This is a genomic window from Actinopolymorpha cephalotaxi (assembly GCF_013408535.1).
In the GTDB taxonomy this organism is placed as follows: domain Bacteria; phylum Actinomycetota; class Actinomycetes; order Propionibacteriales; family Actinopolymorphaceae; genus Actinopolymorpha; species Actinopolymorpha cephalotaxi.
Genome location: NZ_JACBZA010000001.1, coordinates 2,775,671 through 2,790,660, shown reverse-complemented (window position 1 = coordinate 2,790,660; position 14,990 = coordinate 2,775,671). Strand labels below are relative to the sequence as shown.

The 14,990-nt window shown below is 70.4% G+C and carries 14 protein-coding genes; 9 read left to right on the top strand and 5 right to left on the bottom strand.

Translation table 11 applies throughout. From position 1 onward, the window contains the following. Positions 1-162: 162 nt before the first annotated feature. The 3 genes from efeU to efeB all read left to right on the top strand — a co-directional run bounded on the left by efeU (position 163) and on the right by efeB (position 3,695). A complete protein-coding gene (gene efeU / locus FHR37_RS12530; RefSeq protein WP_092882579.1) occupies positions 163-1,056 on the top strand; it encodes an iron uptake transporter permease EfeU in 894 nt (297 codons plus the stop codon). Between the two features lie 47 nt (positions 1,057-1,103). Then, positions 1,104-2,303: an iron uptake system protein EfeO gene (efeO, locus tag FHR37_RS12525; RefSeq protein ID WP_092882580.1), complete on the top strand. Its 1,200-nt coding sequence runs from the start codon at positions 1,104-1,106 to the stop codon at positions 2,301-2,303. A 99-nt stretch (positions 2,304-2,402) separates the two neighbouring features. Beyond that, positions 2,403-3,695 (top strand): iron uptake transporter deferrochelatase/peroxidase subunit, encoded by a 1,293-nt coding sequence (gene efeB, locus FHR37_RS12520; protein WP_092882581.1) that lies wholly within the window; start codon positions 2,403-2,405, stop codon positions 3,693-3,695. A gap of 41 nt (positions 3,696-3,736) precedes the next feature. On the opposite strand, the gene FHR37_RS12515 is transcribed toward efeB, so the two are convergent. Together FHR37_RS12515 and FHR37_RS12510 are read right to left on the bottom strand one after the other, a co-directional pair. After that, a complete protein-coding gene (locus tag FHR37_RS12515) occupies positions 3,737-4,696 on the bottom strand; it encodes a TauD/TfdA dioxygenase family protein (protein ID WP_092882582.1) in 960 nt (319 codons plus the stop codon). Positions 4,697-4,725: 29 nt separating this feature from the next. Continuing rightward, positions 4,726-6,744: an FAD/NAD(P)-binding protein gene (locus tag FHR37_RS12510; protein ID WP_092882583.1), complete on the bottom strand. Its 2,019-nt coding sequence runs from the start codon at positions 6,742-6,744 to the stop codon at positions 4,726-4,728. A gap of 332 nt (positions 6,745-7,076) precedes the next feature. Between FHR37_RS12510 and FHR37_RS12505 the strand changes: the two genes are divergently transcribed. From FHR37_RS12505 to FHR37_RS12480, 6 genes are all read left to right on the top strand, one after another. Continuing rightward, entirely contained in the window at positions 7,077-8,291 is a 1,215-nt protein-coding gene (locus FHR37_RS12505; RefSeq protein WP_092882584.1) for an LLM class flavin-dependent oxidoreductase, read from the top strand. Continuing rightward, positions 8,288-9,676: an NtaA/DmoA family FMN-dependent monooxygenase gene (locus FHR37_RS12500; protein WP_092882585.1), complete on the top strand. Its 1,389-nt coding sequence runs from the start codon at positions 8,288-8,290 to the stop codon at positions 9,674-9,676. The genes FHR37_RS12505 and FHR37_RS12500 overlap by 4 nt, the downstream gene beginning before the upstream one ends. Next, positions 9,673-10,419, top strand: coding sequence for a GNAT family N-acetyltransferase (locus FHR37_RS12495; RefSeq protein WP_092882586.1), 747 nt, complete (start codon positions 9,673-9,675; stop codon positions 10,417-10,419). Before FHR37_RS12500 ends, FHR37_RS12495 begins: the two co-directional genes overlap by 4 nt. 110 nt (positions 10,420-10,529) lie before the next feature. Continuing rightward, positions 10,530-11,102: a flavin reductase family protein gene (locus tag FHR37_RS12490; RefSeq protein WP_092882587.1), complete on the top strand. Its 573-nt coding sequence runs from the start codon at positions 10,530-10,532 to the stop codon at positions 11,100-11,102. Then, positions 11,099-12,262, top strand: a complete 1,164-nt coding sequence (locus tag FHR37_RS12485) for a Gfo/Idh/MocA family protein (RefSeq protein ID WP_092882588.1) — start codon at positions 11,099-11,101, stop codon at positions 12,260-12,262. Before FHR37_RS12490 ends, FHR37_RS12485 begins: the two co-directional genes overlap by 4 nt. Then, complete coding sequence (locus FHR37_RS12480) at positions 12,259-12,759, top strand: cupin domain-containing protein (protein WP_092882589.1); 501 nt, start codon at positions 12,259-12,261, stop codon at positions 12,757-12,759. The genes FHR37_RS12485 and FHR37_RS12480 overlap by 4 nt, the downstream gene beginning before the upstream one ends. Here FHR37_RS12480 and FHR37_RS12475 read toward each other — a convergent pair. The 3 genes from FHR37_RS12475 to FHR37_RS12470 all read right to left on the bottom strand — a co-directional run bounded on the left by FHR37_RS12475 (position 12,746) and on the right by FHR37_RS12470 (position 14,937). Beyond that, positions 12,746-13,939, bottom strand: coding sequence for a hypothetical protein (locus FHR37_RS12475; protein ID WP_139238880.1), 1,194 nt, complete (start codon positions 13,937-13,939; stop codon positions 12,746-12,748). The two genes, FHR37_RS12480 and FHR37_RS12475, sit on opposite strands and share 14 nt — an antisense overlap. A 69-nt stretch (positions 13,940-14,008) precedes the next feature. After that, positions 14,009-14,143 (bottom strand): hypothetical protein, encoded by a 135-nt coding sequence (locus tag FHR37_RS32425; RefSeq protein ID WP_269086073.1) that lies wholly within the window; start codon positions 14,141-14,143, stop codon positions 14,009-14,011. Then, positions 14,134-14,937: a glycosyltransferase family 2 protein gene (locus FHR37_RS12470; RefSeq protein ID WP_092882591.1), complete on the bottom strand. Its 804-nt coding sequence runs from the start codon at positions 14,935-14,937 to the stop codon at positions 14,134-14,136. The genes FHR37_RS32425 and FHR37_RS12470 overlap by 10 nt, the downstream gene beginning before the upstream one ends. Between the last annotated feature and the right edge of the window lie 53 nt (positions 14,938-14,990).

Here is a 14,990-nt window from a genome sequence, read left to right as displayed (position 1 = left end):
CACCGGCACAGGGCCGAAAGTCCCGAGGTCTCGACGGGTTGCGGGAGAAGGGCCGCGTGGGGTGTTAACGGGTTCCGTCCAAGTTAGGCTAGCCTTCCCTTGGGGAAAGGTCCCTGCGGGAACGCTTCCCGCCAAACGCCTCTGTCGTGTCGGAGTGGACGAATGCTGGCGAACTACCTGATCGGACTGCGCGAGGGGCTCGAGGCCTCCCTGGTCGTGGTCATCCTGGTCGCCTACCTCGTGAGGTCGGACCGTCGCCGCCTCGTTCCCCGGATCTGGGCCGGGGTGGCGGTCGCCGTCGGCGTCTCGCTGGCGTTCGGCGCGCTACTCACGTTCGGCCCTCGCGGCCTGAGCTTCGAGGCACAGGAGGCGATCGGGGGTTCGCTGTCCATCCTGGCCGTCGGGTTCGTGACCTGGATGGTGTTCTGGATGGCGCGCTCGGCCCGCGGGCTGTCCTCGGAGCTGCGAGGCCAGATCGACCGTGCCGCCGGCGGAGGCCGGACCAGCCTGGTCGTCGTCGCCATGCTCGCGGTCGGCCGGGAGGGTCTGGAGACCGCGTTGTTCCTGTGGGCCGCCACCCAGGCGGCCACCCGCACCGCGCAGGGCGCCACCTCCACCGTGGCCCCGCTCGCCGGCGCGGCGCTCGGGATCGTCACCGCGGTGATCGTGGGCTACCTCATCTACCGCGGAGCGCTCCGGCTCAACCTGTCGAAGTTCTTCACCTGGACCGGGGCGTTCCTGATCCTGGTCGCCGCGGGCGTGGTCGCCTACGGCGTGCACGACCTGCAGGAGGCGCGGATCCTGCCCGGGCTGAACAATCTGGCCTTCGACGTCAGCGACACGATCGCACCGACCTCCTGGCTCGGCACGCTGCTCAAGGGAACACTCAACTTCTCACCCGCCACCACCTGGCTGGAGGCGGGCGTGTGGGTCGCCTACGTGGTGCCGGTGATGTTCCTGTTCCTCCGCCAGATCCGCCGGAACAACCGTCCCTCCACAGCCGCCGCACCGTCCGTGCCCGCGTCGCCCGCGTCGCCCGCGTCAAGCGCCAGTTGACAACGCAGTCAACGCAGGCAAGGCAGACCCGAAGGATCACCTGTCCCATGCCTTTCCCGAAACGCCCGGCGGCTCCCGCAGTCCTCTGCGCGCTCGCCGCGACGACCGTCCTGCTCGCGTCGGCGGGCTGTACGTCCAACGAGCCGCAGCCCTCCGCCGACCGGGGGGACGGCGGGCGCGCCAAGGGTGGGATCACCGTCTCCGCCTCCGACGACACATGCGCGGTCTCCGCCACCAGCGCGAAGTCGGGAACGCTGGTGTTCGAGGTGACGAACGACGGCAGCAAGGTCACCGAGTTCTACCTCTACCGCGCGGACGGCACGGCGATCGCCGGCGAGGTCGAGAACATCGGCCCGGGCCTCACCCGCCGGCTGGTCGTCCGCGCCCAGCCCGGCACCTACACCACGGCCTGCAAGCCCGGCATGTCCGGCGAAGGCATCCGGGCGCGGTTCACCGTCACCGGGTCGGGTACGGCGAACGCCGGCGCCGACCAGCGGCTGCTCGACCAGGCGGCCGGACGCTACCGGGCGTACGTCACGGGCGAGGTCGGCAAACTGCTTGGCGGCACCAAGCAGTTCGTGACGGCCTACAAGGCGGGCGAGTACGACCGCGCCCGCGAGCTCTACGCGCCGGTGCGCGCGCACTGGGAGCGGATCGAGCCGGTCGCGGAGTCCTTCGGTGACCTCGACCCGAAGATGGACCTGCGCGAGGCGGACCTTGCGGAGGGGCAGACCTGGACCGGCTGGCACCTGCTGGAGAAGGACCTGTGGTGGCCGGCCGGTGCGCCGGCCTCGAAGCGGCTCACCGACCCAGAGCGCGCGAAGTACGCCGACCAGCTCCTCGCGGACACCCGCGACCTGCACGCGCGCGTCGCGACGCTGAAGTACCAGCCGGACCAGATGGCCAACGGCGCCAAGGAACTCCTGGACGAGGTGGCCACCGGCAAGGTCACCGGCGAGGAGGAGATCTGGTCGCACACCGACCTGTACGACTTCCAGGCCAACGTCGAGGGAGCCCGGGTCGCCTTCGACTCGCTGCGCCCGGTGGTGAACACGAAGGACCCCGCACTGGGCAGGGTCATCGAGCAGCGCTTCACCGCCCTGCAGAAGGACCTCGACCGCTACCGCCGCGGCGACGGGTTCGTCTCCTACACCGACCTGTCCAAGGCACAGGTCAAGCGGCTGTCGGACTCGGTGAACGCACTGGCCGAGCCGTTGTCCCGCCTCACCGCGGCCGTCCTGGTGTGACGACATGGGCCTGGTGTGACGACATGGGCCTGGTGTGACGACATGGGCCTGGTGTGACGACATGAGTCTGGTGTGACGACATGAGTCTGGTGTGACGACGTGAGTGGAGACCCTGGAGTCAGCAGGCGCCGGCTGTTCGGCCTGGCCGGGGCCGGTGCGGCCGTCGGCGCGGCCGGGTTCGCCGGCGGTCTCGGTGTCGCGCACGCCGCCGAGCCGGATGCGGCGGACCGTGCATCGTCCCCGGACCGGAGCGCGGTCGACCGCTATCCGTTCCACGGACCCCACCAGGCCGGCATCGTCACGCCCGCGCAGGACCGGCTGCACTTCGCCGCGTTCGACGTCACCGCGACCGGCCGAGCCGAACTCGTCGCGCTGCTGCGGGAGTGGACCGCCGCCGCTGCCCAGCTGACCCGGGGCCACGAGGTCGGTGGCGGTACGCCGGGCGTGTACGAGGCGCCTCCGGCCGACACCGGTGAGGCGCTGGGCCTGCCGCCCTCGCGGCTGACCCTGACGTTCGGCTTCGGGCCGTCCCTCTTCGGTGACGTCGAGGGGAAGGACCGGTTCGGGATCGGCGGCCGCCGGCCCCGGGCGCTGCGCCGCCTTCCGCACTTCCCCAAGGACAACCTCGACCCCGACCGCAGCGACGGTGACCTGTGTGTGCAGGCGTGCGCGGACGACCCGCAGGTCGCCGTACACGCGATCCGGAACCTGTCCAGGATCGCCTTCGGCACCGCCGCGTTGCGCTGGTCCCAGCTCGGTTTCGGCCGTACGTCGTCCACGTCGACGACCCAGCAGACGCCGCGCAACCTGTTCGGCTTCAAGGACGGCACCGCCAACCTCAAGGCGGAGGAGGCCCGGCTGGTCGACGAGCACGTGTGGGTGGGCCCCGACGACGACCCGGGGGCGCGCTGGCTCGCCGGCGGCTCCTACCTCGTGGCCCGGCGGATCACCATGAACATCGAGACCTGGGACCGCACATCCCTGCGGGAGCAGGAGAATCTCGTCGGCCGCGACCGGACCGAGGGCGCACCGCTGTCGGGCGGCAAGGAGTTCAGCCCACCCGACTTCACGGTGAAGGGGTCCGACGGCAAGCCGCTGTTGACAGCCGACTCCCACGTCCGGCTGGCGCATCCCAGCCAGAACGACGGCGTGCGGATGCTGCGGCGCGGCTACAACTTCACCGACGGCAACGACGCGCTCGGCAGGCTCGACGCGGGCCTGTTCTTCGTGGCGTACGTCCGCGATCCCGGCACGCACTTCATCCCGATGCAGACGAAGCTGGCGGCACAGGACGGCCTGATGGAGTACCTCCAGCACCGTGGCTCGGCGCTGTTCGCCGTGCCGCCGGGTATACGCCGCGGTGAGTACGTCGGCCAGGCGCTGTTCACCTGACCGGGCTGTCACCCCGGGCCGGCGTCTCACCTCGGGTCACCTCAGGCGGGCACCTCGGAGTAGTGCGAGGCGTCGCCCTTGCGTACGACACCGCGCACGCCGTTCACGCTGACCGGGACGTCGCCGGCCAACGTGATGCGGTGCAGCAGCCGGGGATGGTCGTCGTAGTCGTCGACGGCGTAGTGCTGGGTCGAGCGGTTGTCCCAGATCACGAGGTCACCGGGCAGCCAGTTCCACCGGACGGTGTTGTCCAGCCGGGTGACGTGCCGCTGCAGGAGCTCGAACAGGTCGAGGGTGTCCCGCGTGCTCAGGCCGACGAACCGGCGGACGAAGTGGCCGAGCAGCAGGGAGCGCTCGCCGGTCTCGGGGTGGATGCGGACGACCGGGTGCTCGGTCACGAACTCCTGGTGGCCGAACTCCGCGCGGTACTCCTGTTGCCGGACGTCGATCCCGCCGAGCCGCCGCTCGTCTCGTTCGGCCGCGTAGTCGTAGAGGTTGGAGTGCACCGCCCACAGCTCGTTCGTCAGTGCCTGGAGCGCGGGGTGCAGTGTGTCGTACGCCCGGACGGTGTTGGCCCAGACGGTCGACCCGCCGTAGGGCGGAAGCACCAGCGCGCGCAGCAGGCTGATCGCCGGCACCCGGTCGACGAACGTCACGTCGGTGTGCCAGCTGTTCGCCTTGCTGTAGTCGGAGTCGATCGGCAGCACCGCGTCGCCGTCTCCGGCCACCGTGGGGTGCGGCTTGGTCGGGGTGCCGAGCAGGTGTGCGAACGCCCGCTGCCCGGCGTCGTCCAAGTGGTGCTGGTCGCGCAGGAACACCACCCGGTGCACCAGCAGGGCCCGCCGGATCTCGGCCACGGTGGCCGGGTCGACGTCGCCGCCGACGCGGACCCCGCCGATCACGGCGCCGATGGTCCCCGAGGTCGGGCGTACTTCGATGTGGTCGTAACCGTCCCCGGTCGCGTCGGGCCGGTCCGTGGTGAGGTCTGTGAGCGTGGTCATAATCCCTACTATCCCGCTGGGAATTGTCATTAAACCGAGCTGTCCCGAGTCGTGGACAGGCAGGGCGCACCCTGCCGCGCGGAGGAGGTGGCGGCAGGGGAGGGCGCCGAGCCGGACTTGCCAGAGTTGTCGAAGTTGCCGGGGTTGGCGGGGTCGTCGGAGTTGTCGGAGTCGACCCGCAGGATCTCGCGGGCCAGCGCGTCGTTCTGGCGGAAGAACGGTGCATTCATCCGAGGCCGGGGAAAGGCGCCGCCGGCCACGGTGCCGGCCACCCAGTAACCCGCGGCGAACAGGTCCGGCGACGCCGATCCGTCGCCGCGGACCACCCGCAGGTCGGCCGGCCTGGCCCGCAGTCTGCCGGTCGGCCGGGCGTCGCCGTCGGCGTCGATGGCGACGTGCTCGGCGGCCTCCCCGCGCGCCAGCAGGTGTGCGACCAGCGCATCGGTGGTGCGGGCGACGTCTGGCCGGGGGAGGCGGGACTCCACCAGCCATCGGGCGGTGACCCGGTGGGGAGTGCTGGCGCTGGAGGCCACGAACGCACCGCGCGCCTCGTCGGCCTCGACCACCATGCCGGCGCCGAGGAAGTCGACGACGCCGGCCCGGGACAGAGCGAGCAACTCCTCCAGGCGCGGTGCCGGCGGTCCGCTGGCGAAGTAGCTGAAGAACCCGTGCCACCAGCCCTCGATGTCGGCCTGCGCACGGGTCGACAGGCATCCGGTGGCCGTCGCGGTGGCGAGCGTGCCGTAGACCACGAGCAGGGCGAGGAACGCGGCTCCGTCCGCGCTGAAGTACGGGTCGGCCCGACGGTCGAGGTCGGCGCGGATGTAGTCCCGCACCCAGGTCCGCAGGTCTTCTGGATCCTCGAAGGTTCTTCCGGCGAGCGGCCGGTCCAACGACGCCAGGTCCAGCCTGTCCTCCTGCTTCGGCACGGCCTGAGCCACGAGTGCGGCCAGGTCGGCGTCGTCGCGGTCCGGTTCGGCGTAGCGGGCGGCGAAGTCGTCCCAGGACATCGTGACGCGGTCGGGGTGGCCGGTGAACAGCTCGTGGTAGTACGCCCAGCGGATCTCCTTCCACATCAGGGGAAACAGGTCGTCCCAGAAGTCCAGCGGGCCTCGCTCGGCCCGCAACTGCAGACAGACGTCCGGGCTGAAGAAGCGCGGGGTGGACGGCCGTCCCAGCTCGTAGGAGATCTTGGAGTGGTACGGAACGCCGCGGCCGGAGCCCACCACGAGCCGCGGTTCGCGGCCGGAGGGGAGGTAGACAAGCTCGCCGGCCCGGCGGTCGAACCGCCCGCCGCGCCCCTGCCCGAGCAACACCATCAGGTCGACGAACGCGAGACCGAACCCGCGCAGCAGCACCGCCTCACCGGCAGGCAGGTGCTCCAGGTCGAGGTCGGCGGTGTAGCCGGTGGGAACGTAACCCAGCCCGCGCCGCTCGGCGAACGAGGCGAGCCGTTGTTCCTCCAGGGTGGGCCTGGTGTCAAGGTGGCCTTGCGCGAGGACGATCCGGTCCGCGGTGAGCTGGCCGGCCTCGCCGCGCAGGCTGACCAGGTGACGTCCGGTGCCCGGCTCCGGGGTCACGTCGACGGCCTGGGTCGCGTGCACGACGATGTCGACGCGCTCCGGCGCACTCGCCCTGATCCGTTCGAAAACCCAGCCCAGATAAGCACTTTGCAATCTCCGGGTCGCGAACGAACCGGGTCCCAGTCGCCGGGCCTCCTCGCCCACGGGAGAGCCGGCCGGAAGCAGCCGGGCGACGTCGCGGCCCCACTCCCACAGGGACGGCCCGGCCACCACCGGACCCTCGCACCGCACGGAGTCGTCCGGGAACGTCGTCACGTCCGCGGTGGTCGAGTTCATCCACAGCAGCGGCGACTGGTCGTGGCGCCAGACCCGGCCACCGCCCGGCGGGTGCGGGTCGACGAGGTGGACCTCCAACCGCCTGCCGGGTTCGAGCAGGTCGACGTTGGCCACCAGGCGTTCGAGTACGGACGTGCCGCGGGGACCGCCTCCGACGATGCACACGACGAGCGAGCGCTGAGCATGCATTGCCGCGCCTCCTTCCACGAAAGGTGCCTGCTGTCAGGTCCAGAACCGCCGTCAGGTCCAGAACTGCCGTCAGGTCCTGGTTCTTTCCTCAGGACCGCTGCCGGCCGGTGCGAGAGGTCAGCGACACAGACCGCTGGCCACGCGCATCAGGTCGACGGCGCGGCGAATCGTGAGCAGGAGAACGCGTGACACAAACCCTACTATCAGACTAGGAGATGGTTCCGGCCACCGTCGTCCCACGGATCGGACAGCCGAAACGTCTACCGGCAGGGCCGGAATACCAGCGTGCACGACTTCGTTGCAGACCACCAACCGAGTTCTGGAGGAAGCCGATGCCAGCTCCGCTCCCACTGCACCTCGCGGTGGCCCTCGAGGGTGCCGGGTGGCATCCGTCGGCCTGGCGCGACCCGCGGGCGCGCGCCGACGAACTCCTCAGCCCGGCGTACTGGACCGATCTGGTCCGTGAGGCCGAGACCGGCACGCTGGATCTCGTCACCGTCGAGGACTCCCTCGGGATTCAGACGACGAGCCCGGACGGGCCCGACGATCGGGTCGACCAGGTGCGCGGACGGCTGGACGCGGTGCTGATCGCGGCCCGGGTCGCCCCGGTCACCAGGGGAGTGGGCGTGGTGCCGGTGGCGACCGTCACGCACACCGAGCCGTTCCACGTCTCCAAGGCGATCGCGACGCTGGACTACGTGAGCAGGGGCCGGGCCGGCTGGCAGGTGCGGGTGTCGCCACGTGAATGGGAGGCCGAGCTCTTCGGGCGCCGGACCGTCCCGGCCATCGGGTCCGATCTCGACGCGCCGGAATCCGTCGCCGCGATGGAGGAACTGTTCGACGAGGCCGCCGACTACGTGGAAGTCGTACGCCGGCTGTGGGACAGCTGGGAGGACGACGCGGAGATCCGGGACGTCGCCACCGGCAGGTTCGTCGACCGCGAGAAGCTGCACTACATCGACTTCGAGGGACGCTGGTTCAGCGTGCGGGGGCCCTCCATCGTCCCGCGTCCGCCGCAGGGACAGCCTTTGGTGACCGCGCTCGCTCACCGCTCCGTCCCTTATCGGTTCGCCGCGAAGGCCGCGGACGTGGTGTTCGTGACCGCCCACGACGCGGAGGAGGCCGGGCGGATCGTCGCGGAGGTACGCCACGAGCAGGCCGCGGCCGGCCGGCAGGACGAACCCCTGCACGTGTTCGGTGACCTCGTGGTCTTCCTGGCCGACGACGAGCGCGCGGCGGCCGAGCGCAAGGCCCACCTGGATGCCTTGTCCGGAACGGATTTCACCAGCGACGCGCCTGTCTTCGTCGGCACACCGGGAGGGCTCGCGGACCGGCTGGAGGACCTTCGAGGGGCCGGGCTGACCGGATTCCGGCTCCGGCCGGGAACGATCCCACACGACTTGGAGGCGGTCACCCGGGGCCTGGTGCCCGAGCTGCGGCGCCGGGGGATCTTCCGCGAGCGCTACGACGCGCCCACCCTCCGCGGACGGTTGGGCCTGGAGCGTCCCGCCAACCGCTACGCCGCCACGACCGGGGGAGCCCGATGAGCCAGAACAGCCCGACCGGCAAGCCACGCAAGCAGATTCACCTGGCCGCCCACTTTCCGGGGGTGAACAACACCACCGTGTGGAGCGACCCGCGCTCGGGCAGCCACATCGAGTTCGACTCGTTCCTGCGCTTCGCCCAGGCCGCGGAGCGGGCGAAGTTCGACTTCCTCTTCCTGGCCGAGGGGCTCCGGCTGCGCGAGCAGGGCGGCCAGATCTACGACCTGGACGTGGTGGGACGCCCGGACACGTTCACGATTCTGGCCGCGCTGGCTGCCGTCACCGACCGGCTGGGCCTGGCCGGCACGATCAACTCGACGTTCAACGAGCCGTACGAGGTGGCCCGCCAGTTCGCCAGCCTGGACCACCTGTCCGGCGGGCGGGCCGCCTGGAACGTCGTCACCTCCTGGGACGCGTTCACCGGCGAGAACTTCCGCCGCGGTGGCTACCTCGCGCAGGAGGACCGCTACGAGCGGGCGAAGCTGTTCATGCGGACGACGTGGGAGCTCTTCGACTCCTGGCGGGGCGAGGAGATCGTGGCGGACAAGGAGACCGGCGTCTTCCTCGCCGACGCCACCGTGGGGACGTTCGAACGCCACGACGCGCAGTTCGACATCCGCGGCCGGTTCGACGTACCGCGCAGTCCGCAGGGACGACCGGTGATCTTCCAGGCCGGCGACTCCGACGAGGGCCGGGAATTCGCGGCGGCGACCGCGGACGCCATCTTCAGCAGGCACGCCACTCTGGAGGCGGGCCGGCCGTTCTACGCCGATGTCAAGGCGCGGTTGACAAAGTACGGTCGTACGCCCGAGCAGTTGCTCATCCTGCCGGCGGCGACGTTCGTGCTCGGCGACACCGACGCGGAGGCACGGGAGTACGCCGACGTCGTGCGGCGTCAGCAGGTCAGTGGCCAGACCGCGATCCGGTTCCTGGAACAGCTGTGGAACCGCGACCTGAGCGAGTACGACCCCGACGGTCCGCTTCCGGACGTCGATCCGGTCGTGGGGGAGAACGCCATCGCCCGCGGCCGGGCGAGCGTGCGGATGTATCGCGACCCGCTGCAGACCGCGAAGGAATGGCGCGAGCTCGCCACCGCGAAGAAGCTGTCCATCCGTGAGCTGATGATCGAGGTCACCGGCCGCCAGTCGTTCGTCGGCTCACCGGCGACCGTCGCGGCCGAGATCGACGACCTGGTCCAGCGTGACGCCAGCGACGGCTTCATTCTCGTTCCGCACATCACTCCGGACGGGCTGGACGACTTCGCCGACAAGGTGGTGCCGATCCTGCAGGAGCGTGGCGTGTTCCGGACCGACTACGCTGGCACGACGTTGCGTGATCACCTCGGACTTGCCCCTCTGGAGGTCCCCTTGCCCGCAGGCCGCCGATGACCATCGCGAAGCAGACGCCCCTGACCGACGCGCACGACCTGACTCGGCACCACCCGCTGGACAATCCGGTGTACGCGGCGCTGACAGGTCCGCAGGCCCACCTCGGCGAGACGGTCGGGCGGGCGGTGCGCTACCTGTCCGACGTCGCGCCGTTCGCCGGGCTGCCGGACGAGCCGACGGCGCAGGACTGGGCCGACCTCGCCCGGCTGGCCGGACCCGAGTCGGTGGTGATCCTTTCCGGTCGGCGGGTCGCTCCACCGCCGGACGGCTGGGACGTGATTCAGCGTCTGGACGGCGTCCAGTTCGTCGCGTCCGGGGTGGCGCCGGGCGACGGCGCGGAGGCCGTGCCGCTGGGTGCCGAGGACGTGCCGGAGATGCTCGACCTGGTGGAGCGGACCCGGCCGGGACCGTTCCGCCCGCGCACCGTCGAGTTCGGTGGCTATCTCGGGATCCGCCGCGGCGGCCGGCTGGTGGCGATGGCCGGCACCCGGATGCGGGTGCCCGGGTGGACCGAGATCAGTGCGCTGTGCACCGACGACGCGCACCGCGGCCAGGGGCTGGCCGGTCGGCTGGTCCGGGCCGTCGCCACGCAGATCCTGGCCGGCGGCGACCGGCCGTTCCTGCACTCCGTGGCCGACAACGCCGGTGCCGTCCGCCTCTACGCCGCGCTCGGGTTCGAGCTGCGGTGCGAGACGCCGTTCATGGTGCTGCGCGTTCCACCCGAGAAACAACCAGCCTGCTGAGAAGACGTACCAGCCCTGAGAAGACGTACCTGCCGAACTCCCGCTCATGGGGTCAGCGCCGACCTCGCGTGCCACCGCTCGTCGCCCCGGTTCGTACAGGAGGTCGCACGATGACCAGCTGCGTAGAGGTTTCGAACACGACGACCTCCGACCTGTTCAGGTCGGTCTTCCGGCGCTACGCCGCGGGTGTGGTCGTGGTCACCGCCGACGCCGGGTTCGGCCCGGCCGGGTTCACCGCCACCTCGCTGGCCTCGATCTCGCTGGACCCACCGCTGGTGTCGTTCGCGCTGTCCACGAACGCCTCCAGTTGGCGCACGATCAGCGTGGCCGAGACGGTGGTCGTGAACTTCCTCGACGCCGAGCAGCACTCGCTGGCGCGGACGTTCGCGACCAGCGGGATCGACCGGTTCGCGGCACCGACGCGGTGGTCCCGGCTGCCGGACGGCGAGCCCGTGCTGGACGAGGCGGCCGGCGTGCTGCGAGGGCGCATAGAGCACCGCTATCCGGTCGGCGACCACCACCTCGTGGTCGCCCGGATCCTCGACGGCACGAGCAGGCAGCACGCACCGCTCGTCTACCATGCCGGTTGCTACCGCACGGTCGACGCCTTCGGCACTGTCGCCGCCCTGGGCAGCGTCGACCGGTCCGGTGCGGCCGGCAGTACGGAGGTGGGCACCCGATGACGATCGACGTGGCAGTGGTGGGCGGGAGGTTCGGTGGGGAGTTCCTGCCGCTGTACCGCAGCCATCCGAACGTGGGCCGGGTGGCGCTCTGCGACGTCGACGAGGACACCCTGCACACGGTCGCGGACAGGTACGGCGTACCCGACCGGTTCGACAGCCTGGACGCGCTGCTGGCCTCCGACCGCTTCGACGCGGTGCACGTCGCCAGTCCGGTCCGCTTCCATGTCGACCAGAGCGTCGCGGTGCTGCAGAGCGGCCGGCACTGTGCGTCGGCGGTGCCGATGGCCACGACGCTGGACGGGATTCGCCGGGTGCTCGCGGCGCAGCGATCGTCTGGTCGCACGTACATGATGATGGAGACCATGGTCTTCGGACGGGAGTTTCTCCACGTCCGCGACCTGTACGAGCGTGGTGACCTCGGTGCGCTGACGTTCCTGCGCGGCGCGCACATCCAGAACCTCGACGGCTTCCCGCGTTACTGGTACGGCTACCCGCCGATGACGTACTCCACCCACGCGCTCTCGCCCCTGCTGGCACTGGCGGTCGCCCGGGTGCGGACCGCCGTCGGGCTGGGTTCGGGCCGGCTGACCGCGGACCGCCGCGGCGACTTCGACAACCCGTTCCCGGTGGAGACCGCACTTTTCCAACTGGACAGGGACGATCTGGCCGCCGAGGTCACGGTGTCGTTCTTCCAGACCGGTCGCACCTACTACGAGGGCTTCTCGGTGTACGGGCACGAGGCGGGCGTGGAGTGGCCGCAGCTGAACGAGGACGACGGTTTACGGGTGTTCCGCCTGGAGCCCCTCGGTGGTGGCGACGGACCCGGCGGCCGTGGCCGCGATGCCTCCGCGACCACCGTTCACCCGCCGGACCGCCCGGACCTGCTGCCGCCGGAGCTGGCGCCGTTCGTGCGGCCCACGACCTTCGACCCGGGCGGCGGTGCACCGGCCGTACGACTGGGCAGTGCACACGGTGGGTCGCACCCGCACCTCGTGCACGAGTTCGTGACCAGCATCGTGGAGTCGCGCGCGCCGGTGGTGGACGCGCTCACCGCCGCGGCCTGGACCGCGCCCGGCATCTGCGGGCACGAGTCGGCGCTGCGCTCCGGTGAACGGGTGGAGGTCCCGGACTTCGTTACAGAGCAGGGAGTACGCACATGAGCCGACCGGCCAACCCACCGATCCCGCCCGTCCCGGACGACCCGTTCCACCGGATGCTTCACCACGTCGCACCGGCCGGGCTGTCCGAGGCGACCGCGCAGAGTGCGGGGATGCGGCGGGTGGAGGCGATCAGCGGGAAGTCCGTCGGGTCCCGCCGGCTGTGGATGGGGCAGACACACGTGTCGCCGGCGACCGCCTCGGAGAACCACCACCACGGCCACTCCGAGACGGCGATCTTCGTGGTGAGCGGGCGGCCGGAGTTCGTCTTCCTCGACCTCGAGGGCGACGAGCCGAAGGAGGTCCGGATCGTGACCGGTCCGGGGGAGTATATCTACGTGCCGCCGTACGTCCCGCACCGGGAGGAGAACCCCGACCCCGAGCAGGAGGCCCTGGTCGTCATCGCTCGTACGACGCAGGAGGCGATCGTGGTCAACCAGCCGGACCTGCGCTGGGCCGGCCCGGTGATGACCAGCAGCGAGGACGTCAGGGAGCAGTAGCCCTGTCGCCACCGCCCCGGCAATCGCCGTCGCTTCCGCTTCCGCCGACGAACGTCACGCGCCGGAGGCCGTCGAACAGTGGGTGGTCACCGGCACCCTCGGTCAGCGCCTGGCAGTCGAAGAGCTCGAGGTCGAACCCGTCGCCGGCGATCTTCAGGTGATGGGTGTGCAGAACGTCACCGGAGCCGAGATCGTGCAGGTTCATCGGATCGAATCCCGTTACCCGCAAGGGCTTGTCTCTGGTAGTGAGGACCACCTTGTCGTCGCGGGCAAGGAACGATTGACGGCGGGAGCGACGTTCGTCTCGCAGCGCGGCGACGGCATCCCGCGCCCGGGCGGCGACCGCCGAGCGGTGGTCGGCACCGAACTCCGTCGGCGTTGCGCGGGCGAGCGCCGACCGGAGCAGGTCGTCCGGGTGCGCTTCGTCGTCGTCGGCCAGTGTCGTCTGCCACCCGGGCGCGAACCGGTCGAGCAGCAACGCGATCGCCTCGCCAGTCGCGGAGGCGGCCCGCCGGATCCCGTCCGGACGTACCGGCTCGGCCAGCGGCCGCAGGCATCGTGGGCTGCCGGCAGCCCTACCTTCCACGTAGTACGCCAGACCCTCGCAGCGCTCCAGGTCACGTTCGTATTGTGCGGCCGCGTCCGCGAGAAGCCGCCGCCGCTCGTGTCGCAGGGTGAGGGCAGCCGCTGCCCAGCCGGCTGCGGCCTCGTCGGAGTCTGAGGTGGAACCTGAGCCGGGGTCAGGGGCGGGCTCGGAGCTGATGTCGGACCGGGAGGCGGCGACCACGGCGCGGTGGAGGGCCTCCGCCTCCAGTTGGCGCAGCGTCAGCACGTCCGCGTCCTCGACCGGGTAGGCCAGGGCGGCGGACTCGTCCACGAACCAGCCTGGGTGGTGCTGCCGGCAGAACAGGTGGAAGGTTTCGTGCGCGATCTCCGCCCGTACGTCCAGGTCCTGGCGGTCACCGGTGAGGACCGTCGCTGTGGGCACGCCGTCGAGTTCGACCGTCGAACTGGCCACCACGGCCGGGTGGCGACCCACGAAGACGAGGGCGTCGGCAACCTGCGGGTCCGGGTGGAACTCCTCCGGTGGGCTCGGGTGCCTGTAGAGCCGGGTGTTCTCGCCGTCGTACACCGCTACCGGGTAGTCGCCAGGGGAGAACCCTGGCCAGAGGTGACTCACAGGGCCTCCCGCGTCGGCGATCGATGGATGATCAAGGTACTCGGAGGCCGACGGCCCAGGCGGCCGCGGTCAGAGCGCGGCCCGTCGGTCGGCGAGTACGGCGTCGATCAGCGCACGGGGCGACGTCCCGCGAGCAGCCCACGCGCCGGCCGCCGTCGACTTCCCCGACCCCGCCGGTCCAGTCAGCATGAGCGTCAGCGGCATGGCGAATTCCAGGTGTCCTTCGCGGCTGTCGATCGGAAGTAGGAGAGCCACCCGTCCCGGCGTTCCACCTTCTCCGGCAGAGTGTTCTCCCAGTCGTTGGGGTAGGAGACGCCGAATGCGTGCAGAACGAGCGCGTCGGGGACCACGATGTGATGGAGTCCGTGCGTCCGCATGACCGAGGTTGTCAGCTCGAACGTGTCGAGGTACTGCGAGCTTGTCGCCCACAGATAGCTCACGCAGGACATTCCTACTTCCTGGACGACGGCTCGGAACAAGGGAGTGTTACGAACGAGTGCGCAGGCGGGATGGAGTCGTCTGTCGAACAGCCGAGACGCCTTGGCACGTTCGCGTTCGGTCGGCGTCTCCCTCTCCCCGTCCCACGACATCCGCGGACCGGCTCCGAACGCCTTCTCCTCCGAATCGAGAGCTGCTCTCATCTGCTCGATGGTTCCTTGCCTGGTGAAACAGACGTCCGTGTCGAGGAACAGGAAGTAGCTACAGTCGGCGTTGGCTGGATCCAGTACGAACCGACGAAGGATCTCACCATGGGAGTTGTTCTCCGTCCGAGTGGTGAATCCGGACGGGACGAGCGGAACGCCGTACTCGTCGACCGCGCGAAGTAGCCCGGCCCGGTCGTCGGTTGAGGCGTTGTCGTAAACCGTCAGCGCCAGGTCGAGCCCCGGATGCTGCGCGTACGACGACCTGATGACGAGTTCGGTCCAGGGCGACGTGTCGTGGTTGACGACGACCGCGCGGATCAGGGCCGGCCTGGCCAGTTGCTCGACATTTCCCATGCGGGCAGTCCTACTCCTGGTGTGAACTCACTGCCAGCGGATATCGGGACCCG